Raw genomic sequence first — 22,856 nt, forward strand, 5'->3', positions numbered from 1 at the left:
CGCCCTGCCCCGCCCGCTCCCTCAAAGCCCCTTCGCGCGGTAGCTCGCCGCCACCTTCTGGATTGCGCAGATATAGGCCGCGGTGCGCAGGTCATGCACATCGCTCCTGCCATGCCAGACCTCGCGCATCGACTGATAGGCAATCCGCATGGTGTCATCGAGCCCCGAGCGCACCAGCTCCAGCTCGTCGGCCCCGCGCAGGTACTTCTCCTTGAAGTCCGGCGTCATCGACCACGCATCGCCAAGGTAGCGGTCCAGCCGCTCCAGCTCGGCCACGATCAGCTCGTGCCGGGCCTCCTCCTGCCGCCGCTGCATCCGGCCAAAACGAATGTGGCTGAGGTTCTTCACCCACTCGAAGTAACTCACCGTCACACCGCCCGCGTTGGCATACATGTCGGGGATCATCACCACCCCCTTCTCGCGCAGCACCTCGTCAGCGCCCGCGGTGATCGGGCCGTTGGCGGCCTCGATGATCAGCGGCGCCTTGATCCGCTCCGCGTTCTCGAGGTTGATCACCCCTTCCATTGCGGCGGGAATGAGAATGTCGCAATCCTCCTCCAGCACCTTCGCGCCCTTCGAGGTGTGCCGCGCATCGGGGTACCCGCTGACGCCGCCGTGCTTCACGATCCACGCACGCACCGCCTCCACGTCGAGACCGGTTTCCGAGAACAGCGCGCCATCATGCTCGATGATCCCGGTGATCTTGCAGCCGTCCTCCTTCTGCAGGAACAGCGCCGCATGGTAGCCCACGTTGCCGAGGCCCTGCACGATCACCCGTTTGCCGTCGAGCTTGCCTTCCATCCCGGCGGATTTCACGTCATCGCCATGCCGGAAGAACTCGCGCAGGGCATATTGCACGCCCCGCCCGGTCGCCTCGACCCGGCCCTGGATACCGCCCGCGTTGATCGGCTTGCCCGTCACGCAGGCGGTGCCGTTGATATCGGTGGTGTTCATCCGCTTGTACTGGTCGGCGATCCACGCCATCTCGCGCTCGCCGGTGCCCATGTCGGGCGCGGGCACGTTCTGGGCCGGGTTGATCAGGTCGCGCTTGATCAGCTCATAGGCAAACCGTCGGGTAATCCGCTCCATCTCCTCGTCGTCGTAGTCGCGCGGGTTGATGCAGAGCCCCCCCTTGGAGCCGCCGAAGGGGGCCTCGACCAGCGCGCATTTGTATGTCATCAGCGCCGCCAGCGCCTCCACCTCGTCCTGGTTAACCGAGAGCGCAAAGCGGATGCCCCCTTTCACCGGCTCCATGTGCTCCGAATGCACCGAGCGATACCCTGTGAAGGTCTCGATCTTGCCGCGCAGCCGCACCCCGAAGCGCACCGTATAGGTCGCGTTGCACACCCGGATCTTCTCTTCCAGCCCCGGCGGCAGATCCATCAGCGCGACCGCGCGGTTGAACATCATGTCAACGGACTGACGGAATGTGGGTTCGTTCTTCGGTGCCATGGCACGACCTCCCTGTTCTGTGACCCGCCGCGCCTTCTGCGCCCCGGAATCGGTTTCGATGCTAACGGAGGCTTGCCCCGAGACACATGAAAACTTCATGTCGCCTGTCGACCCCGCCTGTCACATCCGGCAGGAAAGTCGAACCAATTGTATCGAAAGCCCAAATTTCCCTGCACGAGCGGGCGAAAACACCTCAACGCATCGGCGGCAACAAGACGCCAGCTATCCCCTCGGCCCGGTCCTTCGACCGGCAGCCCACCGAGGTTTCCGTAGCCTTCTCCGCCACATCAGCCCCCTGCGCAGCGTCGACCGACAGGCACCGGATCGGCGGCATCGACCCGCTCAATAAGCTTACCCAACGCCCCTGAAGCAGCCTTTCAGGCCATTTCGATTCGCACTTGGGCCACATTTGAAATCAACAATCCCGCGCCCTCGCGGGACTGTTTCCGCCTCAGTATCCAATTACCGGACAATTATGTCAGGCTCGCCTTCTTTGTGGCCCGATTTCGGGCGATTTTGGCCCTTCCGCCTTTTTCCCTAACAAAACGTGACTGAATTGAGGCAATACAGTCTCAATTACCCGGGTGGGGGCCCGAGTTGCGGCGGTGCAAGCCATGAAGACCAAACAGAACACATCTCATTTTGCCCGGTTCACCCGTGAAGAAGACGGCGGCCTGATCATTTTCTCGCTCTTCCTCTTCGTCTGCATGATGCTCGCTGTCGGCCTCGCGATTGACGTGATGCGCACCGAGATGGCCCGCACCCGGCTGCAGAACACCGTCGACAACGCCGTGCTGGCCGCCGCGGCCATGGAGCAGGATCTCGACCCGGCCTTCGTGGTGAACGACTATTTCGAGCGCGCCGGCCTCTCCTCCAACCTCGAGGGCGTCACCGTGAACGCGGGCGTCAATTACAAGACGGTCACCGCCCACACCAACACCAAGCTGCCGATGTATTTCCTCGGCATGGTGGGCATCGACAAGATGGAGGCCAAGTCCGAGGGCACAGCCACCGCAGGCTACACCGACGTTGAAATCAGCCTCGTGCTCGACATCACCGGCTCGATGGGCCGCAACAACAAGCTGCCCAACCTCAAGGTCGCCGCCAGCGACTTTGTCGATACCGTGCTCGACCCGACCCAGCCCGGCTCGGTCTCGCTCTCCCTCGTGCCCTACTCCGCGCAGGTGAACATCGGCCCCGAGATGATCGGCCAGCTCAACGTGCCGCTCTCGCACAGCCACTCGCACTGCGTGGATTTCGAGGCCGCCGACTTTACCAGCGCCGCCGTCTCGCTGACTGCGCCCTACGCGCACATGCAGCACTTCCAGTATTACTCCTCCGCCACCACCCCGATCGACAATCCGGGCTGCGTGCAGGAAGAGTTCGAGCGGGTCACCCCGTTCAGCCAGAACCGCACCGCGCTGAAGGCCCAGATCAACCAGTTCGAGGCCCGCGCCAACACCGCCATCCACCTCGGGATGAAGTGGGGCGTCGCCCTGCTCGACCCCTCGATGCAGCCGGTCATCTCCAACCTCGCCGCCTCGGGCCACACCGATCCCACCTTCGCCGGTCGCCCCTACGCCTACAGCCGCGAGAACACCCAGAAGATCGTGGTGCTGATGACCGATGGCGAGAACGTCAACACCACCCGGCTGAAGCCGCAATATTATGACAGCGCCTCCGAGATCGAGCGCTGGCACCAGTATTCCGTCTCCGCCTATGCCTACAGCGTCGGCCAGAACTGGCAGAACTACGTGACCACCAAGTACACCTCCAGCCAGGCCGACACGATGCTGGGCAACATCTGCGATGCCGCCAAATCCGCCGGAATCACTGTGTTCACCATTGGCTTCGAGGTCACGACCCACTCGGGCAACGTGATGCGCAACTGCGCTTCCACCCCGGCGCATTACTTCGATGTCGAAGGCACCGAGATTTCCGACGCCTTCGACTCCATCGCGCGCCAGATCAGCACCCTGCGCCTGACCAACTGATCCCGCCATACCCCGGTTATGCAGCCCGCCCCCGCGCCCGCTCCTTGCATGGAGCCGGTGGCGGGGGAGCGACTCATTGGGCCACGCGCGCAGCCTCCGGCACCCCCGTCCCGGCCCCTCAATTCGGGCGGATTGGTGGCAAACCCACCCCGCTGGAGCGGCCGCAACGCCACTTCCATGCGCCGGTCACGGATTTGCTCATATTCCGTTCAAATCCGCCGCACCCCCAATATTTTGGGGTGCCACACCAAAGGCGTCAATTTTCCACGAATTAGGGCAGAAGTCGGGCGAGATTATCCCGATCCTGGGCCGGGGCCCATTTTCTTGTGGTGTGACATGCACTTCAATACCCGCGCATCGCGCAACCCCGCCCGCCTCGTCCTCTTTGCCAGAGACGACAGCGGCGGCCTCATCATCTTCTCGCTCTTCCTGCTCGCCTGCATGATGCTCTCGGTCGGTCTGGCCATCGACGTGATGCGCACCGAAATGGTCCGCACCCGCCTGCAAAACACCGCCGACAGCGCCGTGCTCGCCGCCGCCGCGATGGAGCAAACCCTCGACCCGCAAACAGTGGTCGAGGATTACTTCGCCCGCGCCGGTCTCTCCCGCAGCCTCGAGAGCGTGTCCATCACCGCCACCGCCAACTCGCGCACGGTGACCGCCAACACCAACACCCGGCTCAACACCCTGCTGCTCGGCCTCGTCGGCATCAAGCAGATGGAGGCCCGCTCGACTGGCACCGCCACCGCGGGCTTCACCGATGTCGAGGTCGCGCTGGTGCTCGATATCTCCAATTCGATGTCCGAGAACGACAAGATGGCGAACCTGCAAAACGCGGCCCGCGAGTTCGTCGATACCGTGCTCGACCCCGACCAGCCCGGCACTATGGCGCTCTCCATCGTGCCCTATACCGCGCAGGTCGCCGCCGGCCCCGCGATCCTGAACCAGCTCAAGGTCACCGCCACCAACAGCTGGGCCGAATGCGTCGATTTCACCAGCGCCGACTACAACAGCACCGCGCTCTCCCCCACCACGCCGCTGACCCAGGCCCAGCACTTCCAGCACCAGCCCGCCACCTCCTACCCGATCGACAACCCCGGCTGCCCGCAGCAGAGCTACGAGCGCATCATGGCCTACTCGGGCGATGCCGCCGCGCTGAAAACCCGGATCAACCAGCTCCGGCCCCGCCACAACACCTCGATCCAGATCGGGATGAAATGGGGCGTCGCCCTGCTCGATCCGGCCTTCCGCCCCGTGGTCAACAAACTCGTCACCACCGGCGAGGCCAGCCCGCAGTTCGCCGACCGCCCCTTCGATTATGACCGCCCCGGCACCATGAAGGTGATCGTGCTGATGACCGATGGCGAAAACGTCGATACCTGGCGGATCAAGCCCACATATTATGACACCTCATCCGAGCGCACCCGTTGGCACAACCAGGCCGTCTATGACTACGCGGTGTCGAAAAAGCAGAACTGGTCGACCTACGTCACCACCGATTACACCGCCTCTCAGGCCGACCAGATGCTCTCCCGCATCTGCACGGCAGCCAAGAACCGGGGCATCCTGATCTTCTCGGTGGGCTTCGAGGTCACGCCCTACTCGGCCTCGGTCATGCGCAGCTGCGCCACCTCGCCCTCGCATTACTTCAACGTCGAAGGCACCCAGATCTCCGAAGCCTTCGCCGCCATCGCCCGGCAAATCTCCATGCTGCGCCTGCTGTATTGAGCCCCGAAACCCGCCATGCCACTGCCCCCCGCCCTCCGCAAATCCCCCTTCGGCCCCAACGGGATACATTCAATAATGGTTAAATTTCCTGATTTGCGGCGGGCTTTCGCCCCAATTTCGACACCCTCCTCCTCGCATATGCTCATGCGCGGCCTGTGTCCGATGAACGGTACGATACCCGGAACGGATCAGGCGATGCTTGAAACGCAGAGGACCAACCGGCATGGCCCAGATCGACAACCAGATCACCGCGGGGGCGGAGAAAGCAGAGGCGACAAAGGGGGCAAAGCGCCGCCTGAAACGCTTCGCCGAAGGCAGCGAAGGCGGTCTCATCGTCTTCTCGCTCTTCCTGCTCGCCTGCATGATGCTGGCGGTTGGCATCGCGGTTGATGTCATGCGCTTCGAGATGACCCGCACCAAGCTGCAGAACACGCTCGACCGCGCCGTTCTCGCTGCCGCCGACATGGATCAGACCCTCGAGCCCGAGGCCGTGGTTGCCGACTACTTCCAGAAGGCGGGCCTCGGCAACTTCAACGTCGATATCACCGTCGACGAAGGGCTGAACTACCGCAACGTCTCTGCCTCCACCGAAGCCGAGATCAAGACCCTGCTGCTCGGCCTCGTCGGCATCAAGAGCTTCACCGCCCCCGCCTCCGGTACCGCCGAAGAGCGGGTCTCGAACGTCGAGATCAGCCTCGTGCTCGATATCTCCGGCTCGATGGGCTCCAACAACAAGATCCAGAACCTGCGCACCGCGGCCAAGGAGTTCGTGGATTCCGTGGTGGTCGATGACGCCGAGGGTCAGATCTCGCTGAGCCTCGTGCCCTACACCGCCCAGGTCAACGCCGGGCCGAACATCTTTAACCAGCTGCGCAAGTCGTCCAGCGGCCGGCACGACTACTCGCACTGCATCGACTTCGACTCGTCGGACTTCAACTCGACCACGATCTCGATGACCAAGTATTACCAGCAGATGCAGCACTTCGAGTGGTCGTCCGAAAACTACCGCCCGATCCGCAACCCCGGCTGCCCGATGCGGGACTACGAGCGCATCGTTGCCCTGAGCAAGAACACCTCCGTGCTGAAAAACACGATCGACGATTACCGCGCCCGCGCCAACACCGCGATCCACCTCGGCATGAAGTGGGGCACCGCCCTGCTCGACCCCTCCATGCGCACCATCGTCAACAACATGCGCGTCGCCGGCGTGGTGGATGACGCCTTCATCGACCGTCCCGCCGACTACGACGACGACGAGACCCTCAAGGTCGTTGTGCTCATGACCGACGGCGAAAACGTGGATACCTACCGGATCCAGAGCTGGGCCTACAATTCCAGTTCCGAATACGCCCATTGGGATAAATACCCTCTGTGGTACTACCTCTACCGCTACGTGAACTCGCGCAACCGCTCGCAGTACTACTACCGCAAGTACTCCGCCGGTCAGGCCGACAACATGCTCGACAACATCTGCGACGCCGCCAAGGGCGCCGGGATCACCGTGTTCACCATCGGCTTCGAGGTCACAAACCATTCCGCCGGCGTCATGCAGGATTGCGCATCCTCGCCGTCGCACTTCTTCCGGGTGGAAGGCACCGAGATTTCCGAGGCCTTCTCCGCAATCGCCCGGCAGATCAACCAGCTGCGTCTGATCAACTGATGGGGGGCCCCGCGATGCAGACCGACAGATTTCCGAGGGGACGGCTCTGGCATCTGGCCGTCCGCCTCAACCGCTTCCGCAAAAAGGAGGATGGGAACTCCACGATCGAATTCGTGATCCTCTTCCCCATCTTCATCGTCGTGTTCATGTCCTGCTTCGAGATGGGCATGCTGATGACACGTCAGGTCATGCTGGAGCGCGCGGTCGACCTCTCGGTGCGCGATCTGCGCCTCGGCCACTGGACCCCGCCCACCCACGACGAGCTGAAGCGCACCATCTGCAACCGCGCGGGCATCATCCCCGACTGCATGAACTCCATGCTGATCGAGCTTCAGCCCGTCTCCAAGTCCAGCTGGACCCCGCTGCCCAAGCAGGCCACCTGCAACGACAAGTCGGCGCCGGTGCAGCCGGTCACTGCCTTCAACGGCGGCTCCGAGAACGAGATGATGATCGTGCGCGCCTGCGCGGTCATGAAGCCCTGGTTCACCGCCACCGCCTACGGGCTGCGGCTGCCGCTGATCGACGGTGAAAACTACGCCATCGTGTCGTCCTCGGCCTTCGTCAACGAACCGGGCGCAGGGAGCTGATACCATGACCATGATCCGCATCCTCCACGCCCGCCTGAAGGCCTTTGCCGAAGACGCCCGCGGCTCGCTCTCGGTCGAGGCCGCGCTGATCCTTCCGCTGCTCTGCTGGTTCTACGTCTCGGCCTTCGTCTGGTTCGATGCCTACCGCACCCAGAACGCCAACCTGAAGGCATCCTACACCCTCGCGGACATGCTCTCGCGTGAGACCGACCCGGTGACCGAAACCTATCTGAAGGGGCTGAACAAGGTCTATGACTACCTGACCACCACGCGCCACCCCACCTACCTGCGGGTGACCGTGGTGAAATGCACCAACAACTGCGACGAAGAGAGCCGGACCCTCCAGATCGACTGGTCCTATGCCACCGAGGGGCGGCCCAAGCACACCAACGGCACCATCGCCGGGATGAAAGACAAGATCCCGCTGATGCCGCAGGGTGACACCGTGATCCTGCTGGAGACCTTCATGGCCTACGAGCCGCTCTTCAACGCTGGCATCCCGGCCAAGAGCTTCGAGAACTACATCGTCACACGGCCGCGTTTTGCGCCCCAGCTGCTCTACGCAGGCGCCGGAAGCTGACCGCCGACGCACCGGCTTGGCGCTAATGCATGAGCAAACGGCCGGTTATCCCCGGCCGTTTTGCATTTTTGTCGTATGCATGGAATGTGCATGGGTTGTGCATCAGTTGTGCATCGCCCGTTTCGTGGTTAACGCCCGTCCGGCGTGCCCTCGTCCGGGGATTTCTGCAAAGCCATTTCGGCCATCTCCGCCTCGATGATCTGCCCCATCGCCTTGCCCGCCGCAGGGTGGACAACGCCGCCGATGGCGACCGTCTTGCCGCGCACCCACCACAGGCCCGGACCCCAACCAAACTTCTGTTTTTGCTTCATTTTCAAAACGAACCCGCCCGCGGGCTTCAGGGCAAATGCGCCGCGCTCGACCCGGTCGATCTCGTCCAGCCGGGCCAAAACCCGCCCGCCCTCGACCACCAGCGCCCCGTCCTTCAGCACCAACTCGCCCTCGGTCGCCTGCCAGAGCCACACGCCCATGGCGATCACCGCCCCCGCAAACACCACCAAAACCGCCCTGATCCACAGCTCGCCGTCGTCCGAAAAACCCATTTTCATCAAGACGTAAGCCAGCAATCCAAACATCGCTGCGGCGAAGATCCGGCGCAGCAGGGAGGCACCGATGCGGAAGTCGTTGAACTCTGTCATGCCCTCTCATAGCAGGCCCGTGGGGCGGCGCAATGCTGTGCGCGAATGCACTTACATCAGGCATCCGGCGCATATCTGCGCTCATTGCGAGAGAGCCCCGGCAGCCCTATCTTCAGTGGCGAAAGGAGACACCCATGTCCATCCGCCCCGTCACCGAAATCCGCCCAGCCCAGCCCACGCTCGAAGGCGCCGGCGTCAAGCTGCACCGCGCCTTTGGGTTCCATAACCCCAAGGAACTGGACCCTTTTCTGCTCTTCGACGACTTCCGCAACGAGCGGCCCGAAGACTTCATCAAGGGCTTTCCGTGGCACCCGCACCGCGGCATCGAGACCATCACCTACGTGCTCGCGGGCACCGTCGAGCACGGCGACAGCCTCGGCAATCGCGGCGTCCTCGGCCCGGGCTCGATACAGCTCATGACCGCCGGCTCCGGCATCATGCACCAAGAGATGCCCTCTGGGAACGCGAAGGGCCAGATGCACGGCTTCCAGCTCTGGGGCAACCTGCCCGCCTCGCTGAAAATGACCGCCCCGCGATATCAGGATATCGAAGGCACCGAACTGCCTGAAATCATTGATGATGACGGCACCCGCGTGAAGGTCGTGATCGGCGATTACCGGGGCTACAAGAGCCCGGTCGACGGCATCGCCGCAGATCCGCAGTATCTCGACATCTTCGTGCCCGCCGGGGTGAAGAAGACCTTCAAGGTCGACACCTACCGCCGCGCCTTTGCCTATGTGTTCGAGGGCAATGGCCGCTTTGCCGATGCCTCCGCACCCGGTGGCGTGCTGCTCGAAAAAGAAGTCATGGGCGAAGAGGTCAACATCCGCGATCTCTCCGGCGACCGCACCCTCGTACGCTTCGGCACCGGCGACGAAGTCACTGTTCAGGCAGGCGAAAAAGGCATTCGCTTCCTGCTGATCTCCGGCGCCCCGATCGAGGAGCCGGTGGCATGGCACGGCCCGATCGTGATGAACACGCCCGCCGAGCTACAACAGGCGATGGCCGATCTGCGCAACGGCACCTTCGTCAAACCGGCGCACTGACGTAGGGCGGGACAAGTCCCGCCTTACCTCCCTCTTAACGTCGAATTAACCGGCGGGCTTGATAGTGGCAGGGCCAAGCAAAAGGATCACGCCCCCTTCACAGCCCGCCGCACCATGTTCCAGTAAATCCGCTCCACGCGCTCTTGGCTGAGCCGCCCGCCTTCGCGGTACCACGTGTTCACACCGTTCAGCATGGCGATCACCGCCATTGACGCCAGCCGCGTGTCGGGGATCTGGAAAACACCCTTTTCCTGCCCGTCCACCAGCACGGCCTCGACCGCATCCTCATATCTGCGCCGCAGCCCCGAGATCACCTTGTGGTTCTCCGGCTCGAGGTTGCGCAGTTCCATGTAGTTGATGAACACGCCGTCCTTGTGGCTCAGGTTGTAGCCAATGTGGTAGCGCACGATCCATTCCAGCCGCTCACCCGGGCTGCCCTCTGGCATCACCGACATGCCGCCAAGCACCTCGGTCATGTGGTCGCGCATCAGATCGAACAAAAGCGCTTGTTTATCAGTGGTATAGGTATAAAGCGCCCCGGCCTGCACCCCCACCTCACGCGCGATCTGGCGCATTGAAACGGCGGCATAGCCGTATTGCGCAAACAGCCGCAGCGCCGCTTCGCGCACCTTCGGCCCGGTGATTTCTGCGTGGGAGCCCGTTTTCCTTGCCATGAGGGGCAGCATCTAATGAACGCGCGTTCAATTCAAGCGCCGATGTTAGCGCCCACAGCCCGCTTTCCTCCCGCCGCGCCGCCCGGTAGTCTGCCGCCATGCACCGCGCCTTCGCCCTCTGCATTTGCCTTGCGCTCTCGGGCTGCACCCAGTTTCCACAGCTGGATGCGGTGGTGAGCGAGTCGGCCAAGAATGCGCCCTACCCCACCCTCGCCCCGGTCGATGGGCTGCTGGCGCGCGCCAATGCCTCCACCACCGACCCAGCCGTGGTGCGCGGCGATCTGGCCTCCCGCGTCGCCGCCCTGCGCGCCCGCGCCGCCCGCCTGCGCGGCCCGATCATCGAGCCGCCGGTCCGCGCCCGGATGAACGCCGCGCTGCGTCGCCATTCCAGTTGAGCCTTCCCGCGCAACCCGCTATGCCCGCCCCAGTTTTACGACCCACGGAGGCCCGACATGTCTGACCCGCTTCGCCTTGGTATCGCAGGCCTCGGCACCGTCGGCGCCGGTGTCGTCAAGATCGTCCGCCGCCACGCCGATCTGCTCGCCGCGCGCACCGGCCGCCCAATCGCCATCTCGGCAGTTTCCGCCCGCTCCCGCGACAAGGACCGCGGCGTGCCGCTCAAGGATTATGCGTGGGAAGACAACGCGGTAGAGCTTGCCACCCGCGATGATGTTGATGTTTTTGTCGAGCTGATGGGGGGCGAAGACGGCCCTGCCAAAGCCGCGACCGAGGCCGCCATCGCCGCCGGAAAGCAGGTCGTCACAGCCAACAAGGCCATGCTCGCGATCCACGGTCAGGCGCTGGCCGAGGCCGCCGAGGCCGCCGGCACCCAGCTGCGCTACGAGGCCGCCGTGGCCGGGGGCATCCCGGTCATCAAGTCGCTAACCGAGGGGCTGGCTGGCAACGAGATCACCCGTGTCATGGGCGTGATGAACGGCACCTGCAATTACATCCTCACCCGGATGGAGGCCACCGGCCAGGGCTACAACGCGCTCTTCGACGAATGCGCCAAGCTGGGCTACCTCGAGGCTGACCCCGAGCTGGATGTCGGCGGCATCGACGCCGCCCACAAGCTGGCGATCCTGTCGTCCATCGCCTTCGGCACGCAGGTCAATTTCGACGGCATCGAGATCGAGGGAATCCAGCGTATCACCCTCTCCGATATCCGACACGCCGCCGACATGGGCTTCCGCATCAAGCTGCTCGGCGTCGCCCAGATGACGGGCCGGGGCCTCGAACAACGGATGACCCCCTGCCTCGTGCCCTACGACTCGCCGCTCGGCCAGCTCGAGGGCGGCACGAATATGGTGGTGATCGAGGGCGATGCTGTCGAGCAAATCGTACTGCGCGGCCCCGGCGCGGGCGAAGGCCCCACCGCCTCCGCGGTGATGGCCGATATCTGCGACATTGCCCGCGGCACGCGCCTGCCGGTCTTCGGCAAACCCTCGGAAACGCTCACAAAAGCGCCCGCTGCCCGCTCGGCCTCTGCCGCGCCCTACTACCTTCGGATGGACCTGCACGACAAACCCGGCGCGATGGCGAAGGTCGCCGCTGCGCTCGGTGAAGCGGGCGTAAGCATCGACCGGATGCGCCAGTACGGCCATGACAACGAGGCTGCACCGGTGCTCTTCGTCACCCACAAAACGACCCACGCCTCGCTCTCCGCTGCCCTATCCGCGATCGGCCAGACCGGCGTGGTGGTGGGCGAGCCGGTGGCGCTGCGGATCGAGCAGGTCTGAACGGCTTTGTCACTTGAGTGAGTGCGGCCTCCGGGCCATCCTCACGCCATGCTGCGCCCCGCCCTCCTCCTCGCGCTCGCCCTCTCCCTCGCGGGCCTGCCGCTCCGCGCCGAGAGCCTCTCCGACCGCGCCTTTCAGGCCGCCCAGCTCGCCATGCTCTCCTCCGCTGGCAGTGCCATCCGGCAGGCCGAGCTACGCCGCTCCGCCGGGACCGGCCCGCTGGCCGACCTGCTGAAGGCCCGTCAGCGCGTGGCCGACCGCCGCGCCCGGGCCGAGGCCGAGCTGGGTGCGCTCGGGCGCGACGGCACGGCCGACACCTCTGCCGCCACCCGCCTTTCGGGAGAGATCGACGCGCTCAGCACCGAGATCACCCAGCTAGAGACGCGTATCGCCGCCGAGTTTCCCCGCTTTGCCGAAATGACCCGCCCGCGCCCGATGACGCTGGCCGAGGTTCAGGCCGCGCTGGCCCCGGAGGAGGGGTTGCTGTTCATCTATACCGGCGCCCGCGAGACCCATATCTGGGCGATCACGCCGGAGCACAGCGCTTGGCAAAGGATCGAGTTGGGCGAGGCGGACATTGCCGCCGATGTCGCCGCGCTGCGGCTGTCCCTGAAAGCGGCCAGCAATGCCCGTGGCGCCGAAGCGTTGAAAACACTCGGGCAAAAGCCGCAGATCACCCCGTTCGACCGCACCCGCGCCTTTCTCGTCTACGCTGATCTGCTCTCCGGCGTGATGCCCACGCTGGCCAGGACGGACCAGCTCTATACCGTCGCGCAAGGCCCGCTCACCGGCATTCCGCTGGGCCTGCTGGTCACCGATGCCCCCGGCGATGCGTCGCAGGACGGCGACCCCGGTGCCCTGCGCCGCACCCCTTGGCTGTTCCAGCGGTTCGCCCTCGCCAGCCTGCCTACAGTGGAGAGCCTGCGCGCCATCGCGGCCCCCAGCCGGGCGCAGGCCACCCCGCCAACAGGGCGGTTTCTGGGCATCGGTGCGCCCAAGCTGACGGGCGGCGCCACCGGCCTGCGGGGGGTCAAGATGGCAGGCGCCACGGCGGACCCCGAGAGCATCCGCGCCCTCGCCCCGCTGCCCGGCACCCTGCGCGAGCTCCGCGCCATCGCAACCACTCTCGGCGCCGGGCCGGACGCCCTGCTCACCGGGGATGCCGCCGTTGAGCCCGCCCTGCGCAGCGCCGGGTTGGAGCAGGCAGAGATCGTCGTATTCGCCACGCACGGGCTGCTCTCCGGCGAGCTTGAGGGCTTGGCAGAACCCGCCCTTGTGCTCACCCCACCACAGGTCGCCACCGCCACTGATGACGGGCTGCTCACCGCCTCCGAGATCGCCGACATGACCCTCACCGCCGAGTGGGTGATCCTCTCGGCCTGCAACACCGCAGGCGGTGACGGCCGCCCCGATGCCGAGGGCCTCTCCGGCCTTGCGCGCGCCTTTCTCGTAGCCGGGGCGAAGACGCTCATGGTGAGCCACTGGCCGGTGCGCGACGATGCCGCCGCCCGACTAACGACCGATGCCTTCGCCGCTCTGGAGCAGCCGGATATCCGCCATAAATCCAAAGCCTTGCAGGCCTCCATGCAAGCAATGCTCGAAGATGAGAGCGACCCGACCCTCGCCCACCCGGCAGCCTGGGCGCCCTTCATCCTCGTGGGAGACGGCCGATGAAGCGCCTTCTCTGCGCTCTGCTCCTCGCGCTCACTCCAAACCTCGCTACCGCGCAGGAAACCGGCCCAGATGGCCCGGCCTTCGATGCCATGCTGCAGCGGCTCGAACTGGCCTGGCAAAGCAATGATGACGATCAGACCTACGCCACCCTCAACGCAGGTATCCGGGAGGCCCGCGCGAATGGCGAACTCACCCCAGGCTGGGCGATCTTCTATGCGATGCTGACCGACGCCGCCCGCATCCAAAAGAACAACCCCGCCTACGCCCTTCAACTGGCCGAGGATGGCCTCGCTCTGGTGAATGCGGCAGACGGGACGATGGACGAGGTCGGCTGGGCGCTCATGGTCTCCAAGGCCTACGCGCTCGCTGATCTGGGCCGCTACGCCGAGGCGGTGGAGGTCGGGCGCATCGCCCTGCCCCTCTTCCGCGCCGCCTATGGCGACGAAGATGCCGATGACTTCGCCGGGTATATCGCGCGATGGGAGCGCGGCGAGTTGGGAGACTTCAACCGCTCCGCCCTCGACATCGCGCAGGAGCGCATCACCCGAGCCGAAGCGGCCTATGGCGCGGGCGAATATGGCCGGGCCATCGAACTGGCCCAATCGGCCCGCATCCCCACCGTGCCCGGCGCGGGGCAGGACGCCCTGCGCGCCGCCGGCCTGAACTTTCGGGCCGAGCATATCGTCGGGCAGGCGCAGAACAGCCTGAACCGGCCCGAAGACGCCTGCGCCAGCCTGCTCGCCGCCCTGCGCCATATCGCCGAGCCGTGGGATGGCCGCAGCCGGATCTCCTGGCGGGTTTCGCTGGAACTGGAGCAGGACAGGCAGTTGCTCTACCGCCATATGAGCCGCCTCGGCGGATGCTCGATTTCTCTCGGAGACTACGAACGCGCCGAAGCCGCCCTGATCGAGGCCGAGACGCTGGCTGAACGGCCCGATTGGAAGGCCGATGCCATGGTCACGCGCGCCTCACTCCTCGCCAACACCGGGGCATGGGCGGAGGCCCATGACGTGCTGCAGGATGCGGTGACCGTTGCGCAAAGCTCCGGCAATGCCGCGATCATCGACAGCACCAGCTTTTATGCCGCCCTCGTCGCCGTCAAAACTGCCTCGTTGCGCGAGGGGCCCGCCCCCACCGCCCAACTGATTGCGGCCTCCGAGGTAATCTTGCGGCTGTCGGAGCCGCCGCTGGGCCATGCCTTCGTGCTGCGAGAAACGGCTCAGACCCTCCTCAGTATCGGCGAGACCGAGAAGGCGCTGGAGTTCTCAGAGCGCTCCGTCGGCATCCAGCGCGACTGGGTGCTGAACTCGACTGACAGCCAGTTTGGCATCGACCAAGCCCGCGCGAGCATGGCCAGCGCGGTCGAAATCTTCCTTTCCGCCGCCCATCTGGCCGCCAGCGCCGGGCAAACCGGCTGCCCCGAGGCCGAGTATCACCACTGCGTCGTCTCCGAATGATCCGCTTGCGCTAACAGCCCGCGCGAGGGTTGCGCCGCCACGGGCGGAAGGCTACCCAATCGGCAACACATGCTAGCCACGAGGGGCACCCGATGACCAAGAAGCCAGAATTTCACGACCGGATGCTCTCGCTGGGCCTCGCCCGCGTATCGGAGGCCGCCGCGCTTGCCTCGGCCAAGCTGATCGGTCGGGGCGACGAAAAGGCCGCCGACCAGGCCGCCGTGAACGCCATGCGCAACCAGCTGAACGCGCTGGAAATTCGCGGCACGGTGGTGATCGGCGAAGGCGAGCGCGACGAGGCGCCGATGCTCTATATTGGCGAAGAGGTTGGCACCGGCACCGGGCCGGAAGTGGATATCGCGCTGGACCCGCTCGAGGGCACCACGCTGACCGCCAAGGACATGCCCAACGCGCTCACCGTCATCGCCATGGCTCCACGCGGCTCGATGCTCCATGCCCCGGATGTCTATATGGAAAAGCTGGCGGTTGGCCCCGGCTACCCCGAGGGGATCGTGAGCCTCGACCAATCCCCCGCCGAACGTGTGCGCCTTCTGGCCGCCGCCAAGCAGGCCACCACCGCCGATATCACCGTCTGCATCCTCGAACGCCCGCGCCATGAGGATCTGATCGCCGAGGTGCGCTCTACCGGCGCCGCGATCCGCCTGATCACCGATGGCGATGTGGCCGGGGTGATGCATTGCGCGGAGCCGGAAAAGACAGGGATCGACATGTACATGGGCCTTGGCGGTGCGCCCGAGGGCGTGCTGGCCGCTGCCGCGCTCAAGTGCATGGGCGGGCAGATGTGGGGCAAGCTCACCTTCCGCAATGATGATGAGAAGGCCCGCGCCAAGAAGGCAGGGATCGAGGATCTCGACCGGATCTACGCGCGCGACGAGATGGTGCAGCACGATGTGATCTTCGCCGCCACCGGCGTGACCGACGGCTCGCTGGTGCCGGGCATCAAGCGCGAGGTCGGATACCTGACCGCCGAGACCCTGCTGATGCGCTCCAAGACCGGTTCGGTCCGCCGCATGCAGTATCGCAACCCGACCTCGGCGATGTAACGGGCGCGATGCGATGAGCCGCACACGATGACGGCCTTTCTGGGCGTCGAAGAGTCCCTCACGGGCCGGCGTTGGGTCGGCCCGCCGCCCGAGGAAGACAGGCTCGCCGAGGCGATGGTGCAGGCCACCGGCCTCCCCGGCCCTCTGGCCCGCCTGCTGGTGCAGCGCGGCGTGCCCCCTGAAGAGGCCGAACCCTTCCTTGCCCCCGCTCTGCGCGATCTGCTGCCTGACCCGCGCAAGCTGCGCGACATGCAGGTGGCCGCCGCACGGCTCAACCGCGCCGTCGAACAGGCCGAAGCCATTGCGATCTTTGCCGATTATGACGTGGACGGCGGCACCTCAGCGGCACTGCTGATCCGCTGGCTGCGCGCTCTAGGGCGCGAGGCCACGCTCTATGTGCCCGATCGGATCGGCGAGGGTTACGGGCCAAACGCGCCCGCCATCTCCGAGCTGGGCCAGAGCCACAGCCTGATCATCTGCGTCGATTGCGGCACCCTCTCACATGAGGCGCTGGCTGCCTCCGGCAGCGCCGAGGTGGTCGTGCTCGATCACCATTTGGGCGGTGAAACGCTCCCGCCTGCGGTCGCCGTGGTCAACCCCAACCGGCAGGACGAAAGCGGCGAGCTTGGCCACCTCTGTGCCGCCGCCGTGGTGTTCCTGTGCCTTGTCGAGGCCAACCGCCAGCGGCGCGAAGCCGGGGCCAGCCCCCTGCCCGACCTCATGGGCCTGCTCGACCTCGTGGCGCTTGCCACCGTGGCCGATGTGGCCCCGCTCATCGGCGTGAACCGGGCGCTGGTGCGCCAAGGGCTCAAGATCATGGCCCACCGCGCCCACCCCGGCCTCTCCGCGCTTGCCGATGTGGCGGGCGTGGACCGGGCACCAACGCCCTATCACCTCGGCTACCTCCTCGGCCCCCGGATCAACGCGGGCGGGCGCGTGGGCCGCGCCGACCTTGGCGCAAGGCTCCTTGCCACCGACGACCCGGCGGAAGCCCGCGAATTGGCCGAACGGCTCGACACGCTCAACAAGGAGCGCCGTGAGATCGAGGCCGCCGTGCAACAGGCCGCGCTTGAGCAGGCCGAGGCACGCGGGCTGGAGGAGCCGCTTGTCTGGGCCGCGGGCGAAGGCTGGCATCCCGGTGTCGTCGGCATCGTCGCCTCAAGGCTGAAAGAGGCCACCGGCCGCCCGGCCGTGGTGATCGGTATGGAGGGCGACGAGGGCAAAGGCTCTGGCCGCTCGATCACCGGCGTCGATCTGGGCGGCTGTGTGCATCGTCTGGAAGATGAGGGGCTGATTACCCGTGGCGGCGGCCACAAGATGGCGGCGGGGCTCTCGCTCACCGCCGATCAGCTGGAGCCCGCGATGGCCCGCCTCTCCGAGTTGCTGGGCCGACAGGGCGCTGGAGCGAGCGGCCCGCGTGACTTGCGGCTCGATGGGCTGATCCTGCCCACGGCCGCCACGGTGGAACTGATCGAGGCGCTCGAACAGGCCGGCCCCTTTGGCGCCTCTGCCCCCGCCCCCCGTTTTGCCCTGCCCGAGGCCGCACTGGCCGATGCCCGCGTGGTGGGCGAGAACCACCTGAAACTGGCGATCCGCACCGCGATGGGCCAGCGACTAGAGGCCATCGGCTTTCGCATGGCCGATACACCGCTTGGCCAGGCCATGCTCGAAGCGCGCGGCGGCGCGTGGCACCTTGCCGGACGGCTGGAAGTGAACCATTGGCAGGGCCGCGCCCGTCCGCAATTGCGGCTGGAAGACGCCGCGCGGGCGTGACCGCGCTGGTGGTTCTCGCAGGCTTGCCCGGCACCGGGAAAACCACCATATCCCGCGCGCTTGCAAGACTTTCAGGCGCGATCCACCTTCGGATCGACACGATCGAGACCGCCATCTGCGCGTCCACCCTCGCGCCCGAAAACGCCGCCGACGCGGGCTACCTCGTCGCCCGCGCCCAAGCTGGCGAAATGCTGGCTGCGGGACATTCGGCCATCGTGGATTGCGTGAACCAGTGGCAGATGACACGAGACTGGTTTTGCACCGTCCCGCGAGCGGACGCCCGGCTGGTGACCTGTGAAATCACCTGTTCCGATCCGGAGCAGCACCGCGCGCGGGTCGAATCCCGCCGCGCCGATCTGCCGGGGCATAAACTTCCCGACTGGCAGGCCGTTCTGGCGCGCGATTATCACCCGTGGGCCGCCGCCGACCTGCACATTGACACCGCCATGGTGACGCCCGAGCGCGCTGCGGCCCTGATTTTCAAGGCGATGACGGGCGGGTAAAAAATCCGCACCGGGAGCCGAAGAATCTTCTTGCGCTCCCCCCGCGCTTTTCCTAAATACCCCCCCACGGCTGGACCCTGCCCCGTTCGTCTATCGGTTAGGACGCCAGGTTTTCAACCTGGAAAGAGGGGTTCGATTCCCCTACGGGGTACCAGCCGTCCTTCTCCCCTCAGTATCTGTTTTGCGAAAGCGGATGTTGCTTGCCGGGCCAAGGCCGTGGCGCAGGCAAAGCCAGATCACGCCGAGGCTGAGGATCAGCCAGATCCCGCCCCAAAGCACCGTGGCCCCTCCGAACTCCTCCGACAGCATCCGTGCGTCCGACTGCAATGCACTGCGGCGGATAGTGTCATCGAAGATGTCGTAGGGCACGTAGATCAGGCTGGTGAGGCCGATCACACGGAGCACAAGGTCAGCCGCCTGATGCGGCAGAAACCGCGCCACGCCCAGCATGACGGCGCCCGTGGCGAGGCAGAAAAGCAGGGCGAAGGGCGTTCTGATCCATAGGGCCGCCACCAGCAGGAGCAGCGCCCCGAATCCCGCCAGGATCGCCCGGTCCGCGTTGGTGCGCAGGGCGGCCACCAACGCCAGCGCGCCGAAGAGCAGTGAGCCGAGGTACCCCGCAGAAAGGGTGACAAACCGGTTGCCGCCCCGGATCAGCGCGTGCCCGCCTTCGCGCGGATCGAGCGACATTTCGACGATGCTGCCGCCGGTCAGCAGCCCGGCGAGGCCGTGGGACAATTCGTGGAGAAAAATCACGAGGATCCGCAGCGGATAGACCACGGGCGTGCGCCAGAGGGCGAAGACCAGCGCGAGGATGAGCAGCAGTTGCCAGTGGCCCCGGAGAAACGTCATGCCTCATGGGGCAGTGACCGGAGCGGCTTGTCAATCGCAGCCCTCGCCGATGCCCGGCAGATCGCTGGCGTAAACGGTCACCCGCCCACGACCGCCCCGCTTGGAAGCATAGAGGGCCGTATCGGCGTGCTGCATCATCTCCTCGGCATCCGTGGTGGTGTAGAAGTCGCTCACGGTGAGCCCGATTGAGCCGGAGATATTGCAAGTATCGCCCTCGAATGGAATCGGCTCCTCCAACCGGCTGATGATCCGCCGTCCAAGCGCGGCGAGCCGGTCGGGGTTGGAGAGGCCGACGAAAATCAGCACGAATTCGTCGCCGCCGGCCCGTACGATTACATCCGAAAGGCGGGTCTCCGCGCGGAGGATGTCGGCCACCTCGCGCAACACGTGGTCTCCTGCGGCGTGCCCGAGAGTGTCATTGACCGACTTGAAGAAATCGAGGTCGAGGTTCATCAGCCCGAAGCTGGCCTTGCTGGTGGTCAGCCGCTCCAGCACATCCTCCATCGCCCGGCGGTTGGCGAGCCCGGTCAGCATGTCGGATGACGCCTGTTTTTCAACGGCGGTCATCGCCCCTTGGAGCCGTTGGTTGAGCGCCTTCCACTCGTTGAGCGCCGCCGTCTTGGCCTCGACGAGGTAGAGCATTTCAACCGCGAGATCGGTGGCAGCGAAGTCGGCATTGGTCAGGTCGTAATCCTGCACCGCTTCGATGATGTTGAAGCCGAACGAGAGGTTCACGATCAGCCCATGTTCGGTCGAGAGGGGTGCGACAAGGCCTGCCATGCCGGTGCGCGGGGCATCGCGAAAGGCCAGTTTCACCCGTCCGCCATCGGCGCGGGCTAGGTCGCTGACGCGCGTTACCCCGCTCGGGCGCTTGATCTCGAAAACCTCCAGAAATCTGCGCCCGGCCAGCGGCAGGTCGGGTCGGAGCTTTTGAAGGCTTGGCCCGGCGTGGGTGATATGGCCGCTATGGCGCAGTTGCAGGTGCATCGGCATCAGCCGGTCCAGCGCCTCTTGCAGGATCGGCTCCAGAAAGCCCCCGCGAACACGTGCGAGTTCACCAATGGCCCCGCGACCCGGCTCGACACTCATCCGGCGCCCCCCGGCAGCTGCGCCTCGCCGCCAAGGTAGAACTGCTTGGCTTCAGCGAATTCGGGATCGAGGAGGTTTATGGTGATCACCTCCTGCCGCTCCATCGCGCCACCCAATTCAAGGAAGGCAAGTGCGCCAAAATCATCGGCCAGCGCGCGCAGAATCCCGGTCATGACCGCGCCGAACCCGCCCTGCCGCGCCGCGACCTCAAGCCTGAACCGCCCGGGCTCCAGCTCGGTCAGGTGCAGCTGCGGAAGTTCCAGCTCGGGCACGGCGAGGCGCGCGCGATCCGGCAGGTCATCCAGTGAATAGAGAAGCTCCAGAAAGCTCTGCCCGCCAAACCGCAGGAGCCTGCGGATGGCGCGGGTATTTGGGTGGGTGACGAGGTAAGTGCCCAGATCCTCGAGAATATCCTCCACCGGCTGGCCGCGCATGCGAGAGAGAGCGGTCAGCATGGTGAGCGTGACCTCATCCCCATAGGTAAGCATGGCCTCGAAGCCAGAGGTGCCGACCCCCGCCTCGGCACCGAGATCTGCCCATATTTCAGGGCCGTAGATGTCGCGCACGAAGCACTGGACCGCGCGATTGATCAAGCCATGCATAGCTGCACCCGTTTAACCTGTGACGCAGACTAGCGGGGGCGAGTTAACAAAGACCGAAGCGGTGCCGGTCGCGCCGAGCGTCTCAGAAGTCGGTCGGTGCGCCGCCTTCTGCCTTCCGGCGGGCGACGAACGCCTCCAGCTCTTCGCGGATGTCGTTCGCCATCGGTGGCGGCTCGAATGTGTCGATGATCTGCTTGTAGAGCGTATGGGCGCGCTCCGCCGTCCAGACCCCGCCCTTGGCCTGCCACGCCTCGAAGTTCGTCCAGTCCGAAACGATGGGTTGGTAGAAAGCCGTCTCGTAGCGGGCCTGGGTGTGGTCGATGCCGAAGAAATGGCCGTAATGGCCGACCTCGGCGATGGCATCCACCGCGATATCATCGGGCGTGGTCGCCACGACTGCCGGCTCGAAGTAGCGCTGAATCATCTGGATCACTTCACAGTCCATGATGAACTTCTCCGGGCTGGCCACCAGCCCGCCCTCCAGCCACCCGGCCGCGTGGTAGACGATGTTGGTGCCCGATTGCACCGCCGACCAGAGCGAGTTGGAGGTCTCCCACATGGCCTGCCCGTCCGGCACGTTGGCGGTGCATGCACCGGAGGCACGCATGGGCAGGCCGTAGAACCGCGCCAACTGGCCGGTCATCTGGGTGGCGCGCATATACTCTGGCGTGCCGAAGGCAGGGGCGCCAGACTTCATGTCAACGTTAGAGGTGAACGTGCCGATCACACAGGGCGCTCCGGGGCGGACATATTGAAAGAGGGCAATGGCCGAAAGCGCCTCGGCGATGGACTGCGCCACCGCGCCCGCCATCGTCACCGGCGCCATCGCCCCGGCCAGCGTGAACGGCGAGACGATCACCGCTTGCCCCCGCCTGATGCACCGCAGGCAGCCGTCGATCATCGGCCAATCGTGCTTGAGCGGCGAGGTGGAGTTGATGTTGGTATACATGTGCGGCCTGGCCTCGAACTCCTCGTCCGTCAGGCCGCAGGAGATCCGGACCATCTCCATCACATCCTCCACACGCTCCGGCCCGAGACTGTAGGCGTGCGCCACCTTGTCGGTCAGGGTGAGCTTGTCGAAGAGCACGTCGAGGTGACGGACGGAGGGGTGAATGTCGACCGGCTCCACCGGGTAGCCGCCGGCGAAGTGGATGCAGTTGAAATACTGGGTGAGCTTGAGCAGGTTGGCGCATTGCTCGCGGTTTCCGGGCACCTTCGAACCGAGCGACAGGTCCCAGTAGTTGGGCGGCGAAGAGACGTTGCCGAATAGGATCGCCTTACCGCCGATGGGCAGGGTCTTGGCCGGGTTGCGCGGGGTGATGGTGAACTCGGCAGGCGCCTTGGCGACCATTTCCATCACCCAGTCGCGGCCCATCCGCACCACCTGGTCCTCTACCGTGCAGCCCGCCTCGGCGAAGATCTTGCAGGCCTCCTCGTTGAGAAAGACGATGCCGATCTCTTCGAGGATGCGCATCGCCCCCTCATGAATAGCCGCCACTCCTTCCGGCGTGAGCGGCTCGGTCGGAGCATCGGTATTGAGCGGGATGCGCCACGGCATCTGGTCCAGCACCTCGGGCCGGTTGCGGCGCGGGTTGGCAGCGCGGCCTCCGGAACGGCGGCGTTTTGCGGGCATGTCATCCATGGCGTGGCTCCTGGGCATCTGGCCTCAGGTTGCGCGCGAGATCGGGAACGCGGTTTTCCGGATGCGACGCGTGATGTCGCAAACGGTGGACCGGGCGGCGAT

The 22,856-nt window shown here is 65.4% G+C and carries 20 protein-coding genes and 1 tRNA gene; 14 read left to right on the top strand and 7 right to left on the bottom strand.

Annotated elements, in window-relative coordinates; genetic code table 11:
- Positions 1–21 precede the first annotated feature (21 nt).
- The gene (locus tag KUV38_RS08955) at positions 22–1,452 is read right to left on the bottom strand and encodes a Glu/Leu/Phe/Val family dehydrogenase (RefSeq protein WP_222469710.1); all 1,431 of its coding nucleotides are present in this window, start codon (positions 1,450–1,452) and stop codon (positions 22–24) included.
- A gap of 614 nt (positions 1,453–2,066) precedes the next feature.
- Here KUV38_RS08955 and KUV38_RS08960 point away from each other — a divergent pair.
- The 5 genes from KUV38_RS08960 (at position 2,067) to KUV38_RS08980 (ending at position 8,001) form a co-directional block, all read left to right on the top strand.
- Positions 2,067–3,446, top strand: coding sequence for a TadE/TadG family type IV pilus assembly protein (locus KUV38_RS08960; RefSeq protein WP_222469711.1), 1,380 nt, complete (start codon positions 2,067–2,069; stop codon positions 3,444–3,446).
- Positions 3,447–3,782: 336 nt separating this feature from the next.
- Complete coding sequence (locus KUV38_RS08965) at positions 3,783–5,174, top strand: pilus assembly protein TadG-related protein (RefSeq protein WP_222469712.1); 1,392 nt, start codon at positions 3,783–3,785, stop codon at positions 5,172–5,174.
- Between the two features lie 223 nt (positions 5,175–5,397).
- Positions 5,398–6,834: a TadE/TadG family type IV pilus assembly protein gene (locus KUV38_RS08970; RefSeq protein ID WP_222469713.1), complete on the top strand. Its 1,437-nt coding sequence runs from the start codon at positions 5,398–5,400 to the stop codon at positions 6,832–6,834.
- A gap of 14 nt (positions 6,835–6,848) precedes the next feature.
- Positions 6,849–7,421: a TadE/TadG family type IV pilus assembly protein gene (locus KUV38_RS08975; protein WP_222469714.1), complete on the top strand. Its 573-nt coding sequence runs from the start codon at positions 6,849–6,851 to the stop codon at positions 7,419–7,421.
- A 4-nt stretch (positions 7,422–7,425) separates the two neighbouring features.
- Positions 7,426–8,001, top strand: a complete 576-nt coding sequence (locus KUV38_RS08980; RefSeq protein ID WP_222469715.1) for a TadE/TadG family type IV pilus assembly protein — start codon at positions 7,426–7,428, stop codon at positions 7,999–8,001.
- A 128-nt stretch (positions 8,002–8,129) separates the two neighbouring features.
- On the opposite strand, the gene KUV38_RS08985 is transcribed toward KUV38_RS08980, so the two are convergent.
- Entirely contained in the window at positions 8,130–8,639 is a 510-nt protein-coding gene (locus KUV38_RS08985) for a hypothetical protein (protein WP_222469716.1), read from the bottom strand.
- 134 nt (positions 8,640–8,773) lie between these two features.
- Between KUV38_RS08985 and KUV38_RS08990 the strand changes: the two genes are divergently transcribed.
- The gene (locus KUV38_RS08990; RefSeq protein WP_222469717.1) at positions 8,774–9,685 is read left to right on the top strand and encodes a pirin family protein; all 912 of its coding nucleotides are present in this window, start codon (positions 8,774–8,776) and stop codon (positions 9,683–9,685) included.
- Positions 9,686–9,771: 86 nt separating this feature from the next.
- On the opposite strand, the gene KUV38_RS08995 is transcribed toward KUV38_RS08990, so the two are convergent.
- Complete coding sequence (locus KUV38_RS08995) at positions 9,772–10,359, bottom strand: TetR/AcrR family transcriptional regulator (protein ID WP_222469718.1); 588 nt, start codon at positions 10,357–10,359, stop codon at positions 9,772–9,774.
- A gap of 98 nt (positions 10,360–10,457) precedes the next feature.
- Between KUV38_RS08995 and KUV38_RS09000 the strand changes: the two genes are divergently transcribed.
- The 8 genes from KUV38_RS09000 to KUV38_RS09035 all read left to right on the top strand — a co-directional run bounded on the left by KUV38_RS09000 (position 10,458) and on the right by KUV38_RS09035 (position 18,723).
- The gene (locus tag KUV38_RS09000; protein WP_222469719.1) at positions 10,458–10,754 is read left to right on the top strand and encodes a hypothetical protein; all 297 of its coding nucleotides are present in this window, start codon (positions 10,458–10,460) and stop codon (positions 10,752–10,754) included.
- A 57-nt stretch (positions 10,755–10,811) separates the two neighbouring features.
- Entirely contained in the window at positions 10,812–12,098 is a 1,287-nt protein-coding gene (locus KUV38_RS09005; protein ID WP_222469720.1) for a homoserine dehydrogenase, read from the top strand.
- A 48-nt stretch (positions 12,099–12,146) separates the two neighbouring features.
- Positions 12,147–13,772, top strand: a complete 1,626-nt coding sequence (locus KUV38_RS09010; RefSeq protein ID WP_222469721.1) for a CHAT domain-containing protein — start codon at positions 12,147–12,149, stop codon at positions 13,770–13,772.
- On the top strand, positions 13,769–15,229 hold the full coding sequence (locus KUV38_RS09015) for a hypothetical protein (RefSeq protein WP_222469722.1): 1,461 nt from the start codon (positions 13,769–13,771) through the stop codon (positions 15,227–15,229). Before KUV38_RS09010 ends, KUV38_RS09015 begins: the two co-directional genes overlap by 4 nt.
- Positions 15,230–15,321: 92 nt before the next feature.
- On the top strand, positions 15,322–16,293 hold the full coding sequence (gene glpX, locus KUV38_RS09020) for a class II fructose-bisphosphatase (RefSeq protein WP_222469723.1): 972 nt from the start codon (positions 15,322–15,324) through the stop codon (positions 16,291–16,293).
- 27 nt (positions 16,294–16,320) lie between these two features.
- Entirely contained in the window at positions 16,321–18,066 is a 1,746-nt protein-coding gene (recJ, locus tag KUV38_RS09025; RefSeq protein ID WP_222469724.1) for a single-stranded-DNA-specific exonuclease RecJ, read from the top strand.
- A complete protein-coding gene (locus tag KUV38_RS09030) occupies positions 18,063–18,569 on the top strand; it encodes an AAA family ATPase (RefSeq protein ID WP_222469725.1) in 507 nt (168 codons plus the stop codon). Before recJ ends, KUV38_RS09030 begins: the two co-directional genes overlap by 4 nt.
- A gap of 79 nt (positions 18,570–18,648) precedes the next feature.
- Positions 18,649–18,723: transfer RNA gene (locus tag KUV38_RS09035), tRNA-Glu, on the top strand.
- Here KUV38_RS09035 and KUV38_RS09040 read toward each other — a convergent pair.
- From KUV38_RS09040 to KUV38_RS09055, 4 genes are all read right to left on the bottom strand, one after another.
- The gene (locus KUV38_RS09040) at positions 18,711–19,421 is read right to left on the bottom strand and encodes a M50 family metallopeptidase (RefSeq protein ID WP_222469726.1); all 711 of its coding nucleotides are present in this window, start codon (positions 19,419–19,421) and stop codon (positions 18,711–18,713) included. The genes KUV38_RS09035 and KUV38_RS09040 overlap by 13 nt on opposite strands.
- Positions 19,422–19,451: 30 nt before the next feature.
- Complete coding sequence (locus tag KUV38_RS09045; RefSeq protein WP_222469727.1) at positions 19,452–20,510, bottom strand: GGDEF domain-containing protein; 1,059 nt, start codon at positions 20,508–20,510, stop codon at positions 19,452–19,454.
- Entirely contained in the window at positions 20,507–21,112 is a 606-nt protein-coding gene (locus KUV38_RS09050) for a heme NO-binding domain-containing protein (protein WP_222469728.1), read from the bottom strand. Before KUV38_RS09050 ends, KUV38_RS09045 begins: the two co-directional genes overlap by 4 nt.
- Positions 21,113–21,194: 82 nt before the next feature.
- Complete coding sequence (locus KUV38_RS09055; RefSeq protein ID WP_222469729.1) at positions 21,195–22,754, bottom strand: trimethylamine methyltransferase family protein; 1,560 nt, start codon at positions 22,752–22,754, stop codon at positions 21,195–21,197.
- Positions 22,755–22,856 lie beyond the last annotated feature (102 nt).

The organism is Vannielia litorea (genome assembly GCF_019801175.1).
Lineage (GTDB): Bacteria > Pseudomonadota > Alphaproteobacteria > Rhodobacterales > Rhodobacteraceae > Vannielia > Vannielia litorea_B.

Coding starts and splice junctions, on each gene's coding strand:
- glpX (WP_222469723.1), top strand. CDS start 15,322: ATGACCAAGAAGCCAGAATTTCACGACCGGATGCTCTCGCTGGGCCTC.
- KUV38_RS08995 (WP_222469718.1), bottom strand. CDS start 10,359: ATGGCAAGGAAAACGGGCTCCCACGCAGAAATCACCGGGCCGAAGGTG.
- KUV38_RS09015 (WP_222469722.1), top strand. CDS start 13,769: ATGAAGCGCCTTCTCTGCGCTCTGCTCCTCGCGCTCACTCCAAACCTC.
- KUV38_RS09055 (WP_222469729.1), bottom strand. CDS start 22,754: ATGGATGACATGCCCGCAAAACGCCGCCGTTCCGGAGGCCGCGCTGCC.
- KUV38_RS09050 (WP_222469728.1), bottom strand. CDS start 21,112: ATGCATGGCTTGATCAATCGCGCGGTCCAGTGCTTCGTGCGCGACATC.
- KUV38_RS09040 (WP_222469726.1), bottom strand. CDS start 19,421: ATGACGTTTCTCCGGGGCCACTGGCAACTGCTGCTCATCCTCGCGCTG.
- KUV38_RS08975 (WP_222469714.1), top strand. CDS start 6,849: ATGCAGACCGACAGATTTCCGAGGGGACGGCTCTGGCATCTGGCCGTC.
- KUV38_RS09000 (WP_222469719.1), top strand. CDS start 10,458: ATGCACCGCGCCTTCGCCCTCTGCATTTGCCTTGCGCTCTCGGGCTGC.
- KUV38_RS08965 (WP_222469712.1), top strand. CDS start 3,783: ATGCACTTCAATACCCGCGCATCGCGCAACCCCGCCCGCCTCGTCCTC.
- KUV38_RS08960 (WP_222469711.1), top strand. CDS start 2,067: ATGAAGACCAAACAGAACACATCTCATTTTGCCCGGTTCACCCGTGAA.
- KUV38_RS09005 (WP_222469720.1), top strand. CDS start 10,812: ATGTCTGACCCGCTTCGCCTTGGTATCGCAGGCCTCGGCACCGTCGGC.
- KUV38_RS09010 (WP_222469721.1), top strand. CDS start 12,147: ATGCTGCGCCCCGCCCTCCTCCTCGCGCTCGCCCTCTCCCTCGCGGGC.
- KUV38_RS08985 (WP_222469716.1), bottom strand. CDS start 8,639: ATGACAGAGTTCAACGACTTCCGCATCGGTGCCTCCCTGCTGCGCCGG.
- KUV38_RS08970 (WP_222469713.1), top strand. CDS start 5,398: ATGGCCCAGATCGACAACCAGATCACCGCGGGGGCGGAGAAAGCAGAG.
- recJ (WP_222469724.1), top strand. CDS start 16,321: ATGACGGCCTTTCTGGGCGTCGAAGAGTCCCTCACGGGCCGGCGTTGG.
- KUV38_RS08980 (WP_222469715.1), top strand. CDS start 7,426: ATGACCATGATCCGCATCCTCCACGCCCGCCTGAAGGCCTTTGCCGAA.
- KUV38_RS09045 (WP_222469727.1), bottom strand. CDS start 20,510: ATGAGTGTCGAGCCGGGTCGCGGGGCCATTGGTGAACTCGCACGTGTT.
- KUV38_RS08955 (WP_222469710.1), bottom strand. CDS start 1,452: ATGGCACCGAAGAACGAACCCACATTCCGTCAGTCCGTTGACATGATG.
- KUV38_RS08990 (WP_222469717.1), top strand. CDS start 8,774: ATGTCCATCCGCCCCGTCACCGAAATCCGCCCAGCCCAGCCCACGCTC.